This window comes from Pseudomonas sp. MF09156, assembly GCF_059862305.1.
In genome coordinates this window covers 15,896-29,005 of sequence record NZ_JCBCUR010000006.1, presented here as the reverse complement: position 1 = coordinate 29,005, position 13,110 = coordinate 15,896, and the positions used below count along the sequence as shown (strand labels likewise).

The following is a 13,110-nucleotide window of genomic DNA, read 5'->3' as shown; positions in this document are numbered from 1 at the left end:
CAAGATGAGACGGTGGCCGATCCAACGGAGGGTAGTGTTTGAGAGTTCGGATTTACTCTGACTTGCACAGAGAGCTTCATCGCTTCGACCCACCGCCCCTAGACCCGAGCGTTGGCTTAGTGATCCTCGCCGGTGATATCGACAAAAAGGGTCGCGGCGTGAAGTGGGCCAGTGAAGCGTTCGACTGCCCCATCGTTTATGTCTGCGGAAATCACGAATTCTATGATGGTCACATCGACCGAACCCTTCAGAAGATGAAGGACGCTGCGCTCGATCACGTACACGTCTTGGAAAACGAGATGCTGATCATCAACGGCGTCCGGATCCTAGGCACGACAGCGTGGACAGATTTCACGAGCAGCGGTGACCAGGTTGCGGCATGCAAGATGGCAAAAGAGTGGATGAACGATTTTAGATACATCCGGATAGATACCAATTACAGGCGGCTCAGGCCTGATGATCTCGTGACTCGCAACCACGCGGCCAGAGCGTGGCTAACCGAGCAGCTTGACCAAAAATTTGAAGGCAAAACGGTCGTCGTTACCCACCATGCCCCAGCGTCATTTGTGGCCGGGATAAAGGATGAGGGACATCTTAACGCTGCCTACACCAACGAGTGGTCGACGTTAATTGAAAAGGCCGATGCGTGGGTGTTCGGCCATACGCATCACTGTGTTGATGTCGAGCTGGCAGGCTGCCGGGTGATCTCCAATCCTCGGGGCTATCCCAACGAAGCAAACGGTTTCGACCCTTTATTGGAGATTGAAATTTGATGTCGACTTCTGTGAGAAAGCAGGCTTTCCCGCACGCTTTGAAGTCTGTGCCGCTTGAGCACAATGTGCCTATCGAGGTCGTTCAGGCGCAGAGCATTGATTGGGGGATAACCATTGACGCGTACTTGGCCAGTGCTGCGAGGGCGGGTCAACGCTACGCAGCAACTGTTTTCAGCGATTTGTCGGGCGCGAGCGACAACGGGATGACTGTTGCCACTCCTCCGTTGGAGTTCGTCGATGAGAGGGCGGGATTCAAGCTGATGCGCAGCGTCGGCGGGGCAGACCACTTTGTGATCACGAGTGAGCTGAGCGTGTGATGGACGAGGACATCTTGTTGCTTGCCCGGCAAGGATTGCGTGCTGTAGCCCGGACTGCCAGGGCGCTACCTGCAGGATCTTTTCGTGGGTACCCGCAATCTTGAGCGCTTTAAGGTAATCAACGATCAACTCGATGATTTGGGTCGGTTGGTAAAACGCCAGGTATGCGGCCTTTTTCATCCGCTTGTCTTATGGTTAAGTGCAGTTAAGGACAATGCATGTCTGAATTGAAGAAGCTGAAAGTCACCGTTAAAAACTTTGATGTTAAGGCGGTAGGTGACATCGATGCGCTCTATGGCAGGGTCAGGCTAGAGGACGAGCAAGGTAATACGTTTTACTTCAAGGAAGTTGTGATGTTGAAGTATCTTAAATATCAGGGTGCGCTCGTTACTGATGTGCCCAGGGTTTGGTACTACAAGCATCTTGCTAAAAGCTCTATCGTGCTGATTGCGTTTGAAAAGAGTGACGGTAAAGTGGAATATGACTTGGATGATATGCGAATTGTTGCCAAGTCGAGCATGTTTAAGGGTGTTTTGATGTCCCTTGCAGCTATTCCTGCAGGCATCATTGTGGCGACTGCGACTTACGGTTTGGGCTTACTGCTGATTCCCGGCTTTATGTATTACGGCTATCGAAATGTCTTTAAAATTCCAGGCATGCTCCGACGCAATACTTTGGTAAATGATTTGGCCAGTCATGGGGTTACTGTTCGGTAGCAGCGGGGGCCATTCACCCTCTCGGACGGGGGCTTCTGTAGGGCTACTGTTGAGGGCATTCTTCACGCTCAAAGCCAGTAGCCTTTCGCTGCGCGCGGCTCATCCGTTCAGCGGTACAAGCGCTTTAGGCTGATGTGGGCCCCCAGATAAGCTCTGTCCGGGAGGTGCCCCACATCAGCTCATGAGTAGTGGGCCCTGTCGCAGCAGGGATCCCATACACTCAGTCCCGGTGCGCTCGCCAGTATTCGACCACGTAATTAAACGCTTCCAAGAAAAACGTCTCCTGATTCTTGTATTCAGCGCCGCAACGGCGAGCCATGGTGAAAAAACCAGTGCCCGGCAGCCAGTCTTCTTGATGCACCACGAGTGCTGTGAGGAAGCCTCGACCCTCGGCGTATTCTTCGGTCGAGATCTCATCCAGCAGGTAGCTGAGCCGGGGATCGGTGGGCTCTATAGCCAGTGGGAGCTTGGTCACGAGCTCACCATAGGTCACAAACTCGCGATCCTTGAGCCGTGCGCGCCTGATCAGGAGTTCTCGTGCAGTGGTTTTGGCTTGCGCCCAATCGGAGTCTGGAAAACCGTGGGTATGACCGATCATGGTTGCTTGCTCACGTCGAGATCCAGGTAAACGTCCTGTGCGATCATGACAATGATTTGAGGATTGAGGTCGTCCAGGGGGTGCAGATCAGCGTGCTCATTCAGAATCTCGGCCACAGCTTCGAACACCATCTGGTTAGTGGGTGACCCTTGCGCGCGCAGGTAAAACATCGCGTGGGGTAGATCACGTTTGACCCCGTCTTGCGTGATGACCGTTCGAGTACAGCCGCTCTCTTCCAGCAGATCGTGAATTTGGTCGTAGTGGCGCTCGTGGCTGAGCTGTATACGAAGGATGAAATCTCGGTGGCCGTCGAGGGGTGCGATGGTGTGCGGTTCACGCTCCTTCTCTTTGACCCGATTGCTTTCCCGCTGTGCCTCATTCTGCTTGTAATGGCGAACGACGTTATCGACTGACATCTGAGATCTTCCTTAGACCTGAGGTGTGGCTACTTGCGAGCCGTATGGGGGCAACAATTGGAATTTACCAATTTCTCTCGCGTTGTCTAGCTCAGGCTTGCAGGGTAGGGGCGGGGTGACGACCCGGTCTGCGCCTTTGAATAAGCCAGGCCATTGGAGGGAATCAACCTTGCCGGTTGAGTGCTGCCGCCCCCCAGGCCATCACCGGAGCTTATGCTGTGTACTGGCGGGGCGGACAAGGCGAATGGAGCAGCCTCCTGGCCGATCGAGGGTTGTGATCGGAGGAGGTTTGCCAGGATGACTAACCATACGTTCTGCATGGCTTTAAGCTGTCATCCACCAAAGCATGACCTCGACAAGAAACCACACGATCATGCGCACTGGTGCAGGTAATGGATGCCGATTTGGGATGACCTGATCCAGCCACCCTTGAACGGGTAGAGGTGCAAAAAACCAGTGATTATCACTAATTCTATTGATTAATTAAGTGGATTTTACTTTTCTTCATTTTTCACTCCCCCTCTTGAAAATTTTTAAACGAAACGGAGTTCTTATATTTGAGAGCAAAGAAAAAGCTACGTAATGCTTGCACCCCCGATGCATAGGTAGAGCGCGGTGTCGCGGACTCGCTTTACGGTTTTGATTTTCGAGGTTTTTCAGCCAGGTATGCCTTGCCGATAGGCGAGGCAGGGCTGGTAGGGGAGATCGGTACATCGGCCGTTAGGCCGCTGCTTTTGCTTTTGACTACAAAGCACCATCTTTTCCAGCTTTTTTTTGAAGGGACAGCTGCGTCTGAAGACATACCCATTTCGGACAACATGTGTCAGCGTTGGGTGAAGTCGGCCTGCGTTTTTGAGAGTGCGCGGCCTGCTGCTAGGGTAGCGACGCATCAGCGCACCTAGCGGGCAACAAAGCTCAACGCGAGGCGTTGGCTGACAGCAGGGCCTCCTCCAGAGCCTCAAGCGCGTCTTGTACACGTCGATCTTCTCGAACGTCACCACTGGTGGGCTTGTAGGTTTGGCAGTGGCGTAGAAGGGCCTCAAGCTCGTTCTGATTCAAATCGAATTCGATGTGCATGCTGATGCTCGTGTCATGGATGGTGGAGGTCATCGTGCTGCGCCTGGGTCAAGGGCAGTGCACGGTCGACAGTGAGGTTATCGTTGAACAGTGATGTTGAGAAACAGGTATGGCATCGGGCGTCGGACGTGTACCGGGAGTCCCTGGCCCAGGTCTTGAGTCAGGCTTTGGGACGGTACAAGCGCGTCGCAGGTTTTGATGATTCAACGCGGTTGTACGAGAGCATTGCCGGTGGCCATGCACTCATGGCGTTGAGGCATGCCCTGATGCTTTGTTGGCCCAGCCACACCATTGAGTCCTCGGGATCCTACATCGAACTGCGCTCCCGTCTTCGGGCTTACTTGGTGGACTACTTGCTGCGCAAGATCTTTCACGACCATCTGTGCATTCCTGACTTGAGGGACGCGTTCTTCGCGGCGGATCTTGGTGTGTGAGAAACGATTCGGTCGAAAATGGCGTGGAGCCAGTGACTCGATTCGGGAGAGTTCGGTGAGACCCCATGGAGAGCGTTAACGTGCCACTATCACTGAGTGACGAAGAGTTCGAGTCGATGATGCGCGAGTTCAACTCAGAGGGCGACTGGATGTTTGAACAACTCGCACTTAAGTGTTCAGCACTAGGCCCCGCCGTGGCGAATGAGATCAGCCAAGGCTCAGTGCCTCCAGGGGAGGGTGACGGTGCCCGCGACACGTGAGCAGCAGGTGCATGCTTGCAGCGATGAGTAAATGCGTCAAAGCAGGCTAGGGCATGGTCACAGCCGGCGCTGAACCATCGAGCCATCCTCATGGCTCGTACGAGATCTGGCTCACATACCAGGTGGCTTCGCCGTCCGGGATTTTCACCACGCATTCATCGCCTTCCTCTTTCTTGAGCAGGGCGCGCGCCATTGGGGAATCGATGGAAATGTAGTCGTTGCGTTCGTAGATTTCGTCGTAGCCCACGATCCGGAATTTCTTCCGTTCTCCGTCTTCGTTCTCTATCTCTACCCAAGCGCCAAAGAAAATTCTTCCTTCCTGCTCCGGCGAGTAGTCCACGACCTTCACATCCTCCAGTCGCTTACGCAGATACCTGACGCGGCGATCAATCTCGCGTAGAAGCTTTTTGTTGTACTGGTAGTCTGCGTTCTCGCTTCTGTCCCCGAGGGATGCTGCCCAGGCGACCTTCTGAGTAATTTCAGGTCTGTACACACGCCACAGGTGATCGAGCTCGCCTTTGAGCTTCTCATGCCCTGCTCGGGTGATGATGTTTGTAGCCAATCAACAGCTCCTTACCTCGGAAATTCTTTGGCAGCTTTCAGGCTGTGGGAGAGCGCTGGCCAGAGCCTGAATGGACTTTGAGGGAGTCTACTCGGTCAAGCGTTCAATGGGGGCAAGGCTTGGTACCCGCTACCCGCATTTCAGGCTCGTTTCACTTCAACGCTGCCCATCATGCCTTGCACATGCAGTCGATAAACACCGCCCTCCTGGACGACCCTGGCCTGCGGCATGTAGGAGTAGAAGTAGGAGTAGGAGTACACCGCCTGCTGCCATTTTTGACCGTTGTAGAACTCGAAAATGGTGTCGGTGTCGTCAAAGCCTTCAAAGTCGCCACTGAGTTGTCCTTCACATACGATCATCGCTACCCTCCTATTGAGTATTGCAGTGGATGATGCACTGCCGAGCGCTTCTTCTCAAACGTCCGCGAGGCTTGATCCGTAGGAGCGCTTCAAACGCTGACACGAGCTGAAAATTTGACCACCGGACAGAGCCCTAACTAAAACGGAATCACGCAGAGCACCCTCTGGCCGGTCACTCCAGCGTCAGGTCAGAACACATGCTGGATCGCATCCTGAGCCGCTTGCGCTGAGTCCGTACTCAACTCAGAAGCTCAGAGGCGATCTGCAGGATGATTTATGCCGGTAGGGGGATCGGGCCTTCCCCATCATGCGGTCGATTGTGATCCTACTCGTGAAACATCCTGGCGTATTTGGCCCAGAGCTCATGATACTGCGGCCAGTCTGTTGCACCGCTATCGACAGTGAATCGCAAGCTAGTGTCTTCTAAGGGTGGCCCATCCTTGGTGAGCACGCTGTTGGCCAAACTGTAAAATTCCATGAGCTTGGCATCGTTTGCCTTTACGGGGGTGGGGTAACGCCCCGCCCAGACCAGAGCACCTTCATAGAACTTGAGCAGGCATAGCTCTTCCTCTGTCAATGAGATATCCAGGAGCCTATGGAGCTTCTCGAAGGAATGGGTCTTGAATTCGCTCTCTTCGACCTGGCGATGCATCAGCACGGCTTTCATCATGACTTCAAGGGCTAGGCCGCAGAGCATGTGGTAGACGTGGTAACAGGCTATACCCATGTCAAAACCAGATGAAAGTCCGAGTTTTTGAGCAATTTCCTTTGATTGAGCGCCCATGGAGTGCCATACCGCGCCGGCGCTTGCGTGTAAGTCTGAAGACCGATTGAACCAATGGTTCGGATGATTTTTCATCTCCGTCAAGGACTCGCGCCTCATAAACATCGAGAGGTCTAACGGTTCGTTGTCGATGGTGTCCATGGGGCTTCCTGTGCTCGATTTGAAAAACTTGATTGACCTATGAAAACTCAGTGTCAGGTGTTTTGGAACATGCGATTTAGAATCGCCCCCCTACGAACACGCATTACCTCGGTGAAAGGATCATTCTGGAAAGCAGAGGTTTTGGGAGTGCGGGGCGGGCTGTAGAACATTCAGCTGCACCTCCCATGATGAGGGTTTGCCATCGCTCAGGATGTTGGATAGCGGTTACCGTCCGAGCGCTTAGTCGGAGTGATCTTCGGACAGAGGCCTTGCTGAAACGGAATCAGGCTGCAAACCCATGCTCGATGCTGTCCAGTGTTTCCTTTACGCGAAGATACGTAGGCTCGTCTCGGGCATACTCCAGCGCGCTTAGCCCATCGAACGCAGAACGTGGCTGACTGAGCCACACCGCTGATTTGACTTTGTTCCCAAAGACTCGCTCAGATTGGTCGCGCAGGAGCTCTGAATACGCCATCGTGATTTCCTCCGGGCCTAAATGGTGTGTGCCAAGCGTAGCTGCTGTTCAGTGCGAATACAGCTACGTTCAAGGCATCACAAAGGGTAGGCTTTGCCGATCGCGGCGAGACCGTAGCACCACGCACGTTCAAGTTCACTGTCGTCCTCTGCACAAAGGTTCTCGAATGCCCCGAACCCCGTCAAACCTGATTGCGTTACGTGAGCGTCTAGGCGAGATCCTGGGCGAGCAGAAGAGTCACTACACCGGTACTCAAATTCCAGGCGTTCTCGCGTCGTTAGGGCTGAACGACTTCTTGGGTGCACCTTCGAAGCGCGATCACTTTCGTGGCGCGGTGTATGAAGCTTCAGACGGGCAGTTGGTCTTCGCTGCCGGAGCGGCGTTGGCACAGCTTGATTTACCAGTCGTGCATCGCGATGAACTTCAGGAACTCTACTGGGACGATGGCTCTCGTCCGGCCATCCCCGCGCGGTACCGGCGCGATTTATGCCGGCGACTGGATCAACTGGAGCTGTTTCTCCACGCGGAAGGGTTTCTCTCCACCCTCGCCAGCTTCTGGCGTATCGATGAACGAAGCTTGCTGGCGGATTTTTCGCTGGCCCCCAGCCTGCGTGACCATATTGAGCGTCACTGCATTGCCAACGATGATTGGAACGCCACGACACTCTTTGAAAAGATGGGCGCCTTCAAATCCACGGATGCCCGTTTCGTGCGATTCATCGAAGCACTGGCTTCTTCCTCGGTGCGACCCGACGAGGCCGCTCAGCGGGCGTTCATGGATGCAGTGGATGAAGTGTTGAAGCCATACGGCGTCCACTTCATCGCTACGATCGGGGCTGATGCCTATTTGGAGGGGCAGCTCACGTATCTTGGCGGTCATGCAAAGGCTTCGCCCAAGAACCTTATCTTTGCATCCAAGGCCAAGCCCGACCTGCGATTCAGCAGCGCCTTGGACAACGACGTTGAAGTGGTCAGCAATGCTGACAAAGTCTTGATGTACGACCGCGCGATAGGGCCGGCGGGGCTGCTTTGGCGTGACCTGCAGTCCTGGTTCGAGGACACTCAGGGGTTGGCAGCAGGCGAGGGCAAGAAGGCGTTGTATCAACGATTGGGCAACTGTTTACCCAAGTCATCGCCGCCTCAGATCTTGGCCTTCACAAGCTTCTACAAGGCCTTTGATAAAGCTCGAATTCCCGAGCTCCCAGTCCTCCTGCCGGAGGTCTGGTTCTTCTGGGATCCGCAGACGGTCTCTCAACGAGGCAAGGACGCGCTGCTCCGTTCACGCATGGACTTTCTGCTGTTGCTACCTGGAGGAGTCCGAGTAGTCATCGAGGTCGATGGTGATCATCACTACGCGACAGATGATGGGCGAGCGAGCCCCCGCCGCTATTCAGCAATGATGTCGGCAGACAGGGCTTTGAGACTTGCCGGGTATGAGGTGTATCGATTTGGAGGTCACGAACTTTCCCAGCCGGATGCTGAAGAGCAGTTGATCGCCTTCTACCGGGCGCTTTTCAAACGGTACGCTCTTCTACCTACCAAGGAAGCTTGAGCGGCACTGTGTGACCGTCAGTTGATGGGCTTCACGGCGTTGTCGGCAGTGATTCGCAGACCACTCAGCGCGCGGCAGCACGCGTTGCAACCACCCATTTTGCCACCGGCAATGAATGGTTCTTTGAGGGCCCTGAAGGGCAAGAGAGCGTTCGCACACGGTCAGCGTTTCGCTTCAACAACGGCGATACCTTTCGAATGATCACGTTGGTCGGCGGGGGATCTCACTGCAACCTGGCTTCATGGTGGCGGACGATCTGACGAGAGGTGACTTAGTCGAAGTACTCCCTGGATTCAGCTCCGTCGAGCTCGGATCTATGCGGTTTATCCAAGTCGCAAGCACGTGGCGCCGAAGGTGCGCGCCCTGATTAGCTAACTGAGTGAGCGGCTTGCGAGCCCCTCATGTGAGGGGCCACGGCCATAATTTCCGTGGCCTATGCGTTATGAATATCTGAGTGCCCCTTTCCGCGTACGGTCGGGCAGGGGCTGAGGTCTGGAAATCTACTGGCGGTTTTTCCAACGCTTCCACAGGCCGGTCATTGCGCGACTGTTTCCGAAAATGTTGTTGATGATCGTGACATCAGCCTCGCTCAGCACCTCTGGTCTGACGTCTCTGAGCACGGCTTCAGTTCCCAGGGCTTTTGCCCAGCTCACTATGTGCCCTTTGGCGGTGTCAGACCCCCCATTCGCCAGCTCACTGAGCAGCAACCTCGCGTAAGCCAACCGGTCTTCGTGAGTGATGAGGCGCTTGTTCACGTCAGCGCGCAGGGCATTGACGGCTGCCCATGTGAGCGGGCTTTCCTCCATCTTCAGCAGCTGTAGGGCCAAAGCGGGTATCTCCTTTGACTCTTTTTCGCTGTGCTGTCCTTCGTTTCGAATGATTTGATGCAGCAGTCGCGTGCGCTGTCCGTCGCTGGTTTCTTCGGCGAGTATCAGTTTTTTCAGGTTGCTGTGTGCTTCCATACCCAGTGCGCGGCACCACAACGCCAGGCACAGATCAGGGTCGGTAGAGGAGCCACGCTTGCCCTTGACCAGAACGGCTTTCGTAGCTTCCAGATCATCCACAATGGACAGGTTTGGAGTGATTGTCTTCCAAACGCGCTCCAGCAGTACCACTTCCTCAGGCTTGTTGTAATCAATGGCGTCAGACAGTCCCGCGATCTGGGTAATGGACATATCCACGCCAGTGCTCAGGAAATCTGCAGCTTCAAGAGGTCTTTGCTGCCAGACCACACAGGCTGTCTCAACCAGGTTTGAAGACAGCGCCTGAGGAATGACTCCGTCAGACAGCATGCTGTTCAGGGATGCCAGTGTGTTTCTTCCCACGAACCCGGGGGATGAGACGGCGGTCTGCTGAGCCTCAGCAAGCAGCGTTTGAGGTGCGTATCCGGTAGAGAGTTGCTCCACGGTTGGCCATAGGCCAATGAAATAACCATGCAGTGGATCGAGGGCGTCTTCGTACGATTTGGCGGTGCTTACCAGCTTCTGCAGGGCGGGGCCGAGCACGCCAGGGGTCGCATGCGTAAACACCTTCGTGAGACCGGGCAGAATGTGAGGTAAGTAGCTGGGCCAGTTGTTGACCTTGGTATGCAACGTTGGCAGCAGCGCGTCGAGATGCGGCTGCAGGTAACCTTCTTCCCAGTTCGCAGCGGGAATATGTGTCGCAGCCTCGGAGTACAGAGCCTCATCGTCGCTGTCGAGTTCTGTATTACTTGTCAGATCCTTGAGGTAAGTGACCAGAGACTCTTGATCGGCTTCACCCAGGCTCGCGTAGGCGGAGAACAACTCGATACGGCACGCGCTTGGTATGTGCAAAAGCTCGCCGATCCAGTTGTCTGCGACTTGGCTGAGCGCATCTTCATTGTGAGCAACGAACGTGCGGAACACTTCGCATGCATCTTCTTCGCAGCCTTCGATACTGCTCAGCGAAATAGCGAGGCCGGCATAACGCTCATAATGGTCGTCATTGAACTGTGCGAGCCTTGGAGCGCCCAAGTCTACCAGCAGGCGGAACGCGCGCTTGTAGTCAAGCGGCTCTGCGTTGAAGCCGGCTACTCGGAGGCTGAATCTGGCCAGACAGTCCAGCAGTGTCTCATCGTTTGCGTGGGGAACATACCGCTCCAGCGCGTTGATCACGCTGTCGATCAACTCCGAAGCGGTGATGGTTGAAAGCTTGGTCACTTGCTGCCATAGCTGCGTACGGCTTTCCTCTCCCTCGGCGGCCAAGCGCTCCCACACGGTGTTTATGCGTATTGCGGTGAGCTGCAAGTCCAGCGATTCGAGGGGCTCGATGTCCTCATTCGCCTTAGCTTCAAACTGGTGAAGCGCATTCGTGAGTTGCTCGATGTAGCTTGCCCCTATTTCAGGCAAAAGAGCGGTCTCGAAGCGGTCTACCCACTGCTGTAGCTCAATGAAACGGAGCTTGTAAGAGCCTGCGTCAGCCAGGATATTGCGCTCGCACAGCCATGCCATGAACATCGCTTTTGGATGAGCAGGCAGGCCGTGAACATCCAGCACGGACAACGCGATTTCTGCCGCTCCCTTGGCCATGGCAATGGCTTCTTCCATGTTGGGAGTCTGTCCGCTTTGCAGCCGCATTGTGCTCTGTTTGCCGATGGTGAGCAGTTCATCAATGAGGACTGAGGCGATGAGTTGCTGGTCGGTGGCGTTGGCGACGGCAGTGATTCGGCCGATCTTCTCCACGCCCAGCAGCGACCTGAGTTCTCGGGAGGTGACGATATCGTTGCACAGGATGCCCAGTACCATGCTGCGGGTGCGCGGAGGCAGCCGATCAATCACGTCCGCGACCACGCGCATGGCGTTGAACTTCAGAGCCTCCTCGGTGCGATGAAGTTCGCTCAGCATGCCGTGAAGCAGCTCCATCTCCTTGTCACTCAGGAACTCATTGGCGCGAGGGGAGAGGGCTTCGAGGAAGCCTTGAGTATCACCGGAAACCAGGTAACTGTAGATTCGTGACGCGTGTCCACCGTACTGGCGAGTGGCAAAGTCTTCCGACAGAAGCAGCAGGCTCTGCAGTGAATCCGGCCAATTGATGCCGACCAGGCTTGCCAAGAATTGGCGCAGGTCGCGGCAACCCTCGACCAAGATGGTTTTCCCCTTGTCATCCTCTGCCACGTACCGCTTGAGGATGTGCTGGGACTCCAGCGGTTCGTCCTTGAGCAGCGTCTGTCTGACCATCAGGTTGGTCAGGCGATGGAGCAGTTGAGGATCGTCCTGCAGGTCTCGGTAGAAACCTGGAAAGCTGACCCTTGCAGCGCTCAGTGCGCCGAGGGCGATCGGATGCTTGGTCACGGCGCCTTCATGAAGTCCGCCGGGGCGCTCACTGCCGATGGCGTCAAGCTCGCGCGCCTTAGCGAGCCACCAGGTCTGCGTGAACGCGTTAACGATCTGGAGTGCATTGCGCGGATCGCTGACATTGGTGTGGATCATCCGATCTACCACCTGTTCAACCGTTGCGCCTTTGTCCGCGACCTCTTTCACGAGCTCCGGAAAATCCTTCAGCTTCGACAGCGCAAATTGGCGCATGTCGTTTCGTGGCGGTGGTGGGATTTCCAGTCGGAACTGGAAAATGCGGTCGAGGTAGCGTCTGGCATCTGTCGGGTTAAAGATGGAGCCAGGTTGCTCGGGGTTGCCGCGCCGGCGGGAGAGGGCGTCGGCGACCTTGCCTTCATCGCAGGAAATGACGAACACCAGCCCCAGGTTCTCAGGAAGCTTGTCGGTCGGAATCTCCATGAATGTGCGAACCGCGTCCAGGCCCAAGACCATCTCCTCTGCGGAGAGGCGATCAAGGTCGTCCACGAAAATGACGAGGCGCTCGTAGGGGACGGCGTTGGATCTTGCAGGCTTGAACTTGCGTAACTGCTGGAGCAACAGCTCCTCGTACTGCTCTGCGCTCACGCTGGGGAGGTGCACCCGGGTGATGGTGTTGAACGGGCTCACTGCCGACGGTTTCATGACCTTGATGAGGTAGTAATAGATGCCGGTGACAGCTGCAAGGAAGAGTGACTGGACGAAACTGTTTTGAAGCGGCAGCAAGCTCAGACCTGCAGCAACGATCAGAAGATAAACGAGGAAAGCGATCAAGAAGGCCGGTGCCGGAGCGGCCCAGCTGATCAGATGCTGCTTGGTCAATTCACCAATGGGCTTGGTGACCGACTCCGTGTGCGTCACATTTCGGTAGAGCTCGTCATGAAGTTTTCCTTCGTCACCACCGAGCTCAAGGAACACATGACGCAGCAGCGCGCGCTTGATGTCCTGTTCTTTCCCACCGAAGCGCCATGCGTTGAATGTGATGCTTTTGAAGCGCTGGCTTCGGGGGTGACGCCCTCCAGATGTCGAGGTGTCGTCAGCTAAGCCCCGCGTGTAGAGTTCTTTGATCGAGCTTTTGCCGGTACCCCAGCCGCCGAGTAGGCCGATGCTGAAAGGAGGCCGATGGCCTTGGTCTTCGATCAGGCATCGGAGTGCCTGGGCATAGTGCCGATGCCCGAAAGCATCCTGGTCTTCAGTCTCAATGTGACGATCCAGCACAGCGGGCATTGAGCGACGAGAATCTAGCATTCGATCATCCCTAAATCATAATGGCATGTGGCCAACGTGAGACGAAGCTTACTGGGGTCGCCAGCAGGA

At 55.4% G+C, this 13,110-nt stretch carries 13 protein-coding genes and 1 pseudogene; 6 read left to right on the top strand and 8 right to left on the bottom strand.

The genetic code is table 11. The annotated features are described in order from the left end of the window. Positions 1-38: 38 nt before the first annotated feature. From AC19YY_RS15790 to AC19YY_RS15780, 3 genes are all read left to right on the top strand, one after another. On the top strand, positions 39-773 hold the full coding sequence (locus tag AC19YY_RS15790; RefSeq protein WP_500604497.1) for a metallophosphoesterase: 735 nt from the start codon (positions 39-41) through the stop codon (positions 771-773). Continuing rightward, a complete protein-coding gene (locus tag AC19YY_RS15785; protein WP_500604496.1) occupies positions 773-1,090 on the top strand; it encodes a hypothetical protein in 318 nt (105 codons plus the stop codon). The genes AC19YY_RS15790 and AC19YY_RS15785 overlap by 1 nt, the downstream gene beginning before the upstream one ends. A gap of 218 nt (positions 1,091-1,308) precedes the next feature. Beyond that, on the top strand, positions 1,309-1,806 hold the full coding sequence (locus tag AC19YY_RS15780; protein ID WP_500604495.1) for a hypothetical protein: 498 nt from the start codon (positions 1,309-1,311) through the stop codon (positions 1,804-1,806). Positions 1,807-2,026: 220 nt separating this feature from the next. Here AC19YY_RS15780 and AC19YY_RS15775 read toward each other — a convergent pair whose 3' ends face one another. The 3 genes from AC19YY_RS15775 to AC19YY_RS15765 form a co-directional block, all read right to left on the bottom strand. Then, the gene (locus tag AC19YY_RS15775) at positions 2,027-2,404 is read right to left on the bottom strand and encodes a hypothetical protein (protein ID WP_116552588.1); all 378 of its coding nucleotides are present in this window, start codon (positions 2,402-2,404) and stop codon (positions 2,027-2,029) included. Continuing rightward, entirely contained in the window at positions 2,401-2,820 is a 420-nt protein-coding gene (locus AC19YY_RS15770; RefSeq protein ID WP_116552589.1) for a hypothetical protein, read from the bottom strand. Before AC19YY_RS15770 ends, AC19YY_RS15775 begins: the two co-directional genes overlap by 4 nt. Positions 2,821-3,735: 915 nt before the next feature. Beyond that, on the bottom strand, positions 3,736-3,930 hold the full coding sequence (locus AC19YY_RS15765) for a hypothetical protein (protein WP_500604494.1): 195 nt from the start codon (positions 3,928-3,930) through the stop codon (positions 3,736-3,738). 50 nt (positions 3,931-3,980) lie between these two features. On the opposite strand from AC19YY_RS15765, the gene AC19YY_RS15760 reads away from it, so the two are divergent. After that, positions 3,981-4,331 (top strand): hypothetical protein, encoded by a 351-nt coding sequence (locus tag AC19YY_RS15760; RefSeq protein ID WP_500604493.1) that lies wholly within the window; start codon positions 3,981-3,983, stop codon positions 4,329-4,331. 348 nt (positions 4,332-4,679) lie between these two features. Here AC19YY_RS15760 and greB read toward each other — a convergent pair whose 3' ends face one another. The 4 genes from greB to AC19YY_RS15740 form a co-directional block, all read right to left on the bottom strand. Then, entirely contained in the window at positions 4,680-5,153 is a 474-nt protein-coding gene (greB, locus tag AC19YY_RS15755) for a transcription elongation factor GreB (protein WP_500604492.1), read from the bottom strand. Between the two features lie 140 nt (positions 5,154-5,293). Further along, positions 5,294-5,512 (bottom strand): hypothetical protein, encoded by a 219-nt coding sequence (locus tag AC19YY_RS15750; RefSeq protein ID WP_500604491.1) that lies wholly within the window; start codon positions 5,510-5,512, stop codon positions 5,294-5,296. Between the two features lie 325 nt (positions 5,513-5,837). Beyond that, on the bottom strand, positions 5,838-6,437 hold the full coding sequence (locus tag AC19YY_RS15745; protein WP_500604490.1) for a HEPN domain-containing protein: 600 nt from the start codon (positions 6,435-6,437) through the stop codon (positions 5,838-5,840). A gap of 283 nt (positions 6,438-6,720) precedes the next feature. Continuing rightward, on the bottom strand, positions 6,721-6,912 hold the full coding sequence (locus tag AC19YY_RS15740) for an MbcA/ParS/Xre antitoxin family protein (RefSeq protein ID WP_500604489.1): 192 nt from the start codon (positions 6,910-6,912) through the stop codon (positions 6,721-6,723). A 166-nt stretch (positions 6,913-7,078) separates the two neighbouring features. Between AC19YY_RS15740 and AC19YY_RS15735 the strand changes: the two genes are divergently transcribed. Further along, complete coding sequence (locus AC19YY_RS15735; protein WP_500604488.1) at positions 7,079-8,464, top strand: AbiJ-related protein; 1,386 nt, start codon at positions 7,079-7,081, stop codon at positions 8,462-8,464. 83 nt (positions 8,465-8,547) lie between these two features. Then, positions 8,548-8,839: pseudogene (locus AC19YY_RS15730) on the top strand (LysR substrate-binding domain-containing protein); the annotation flags it as partial. 125 nt (positions 8,840-8,964) lie between these two features. On the opposite strand, the gene AC19YY_RS15725 reads toward AC19YY_RS15730, so the two are convergent. After that, positions 8,965-13,041: a KAP family P-loop NTPase fold protein gene (locus AC19YY_RS15725; RefSeq protein ID WP_500604487.1), complete on the bottom strand. Its 4,077-nt coding sequence runs from the start codon at positions 13,039-13,041 to the stop codon at positions 8,965-8,967. Positions 13,042-13,110: the final 69 nt, after the last annotated feature.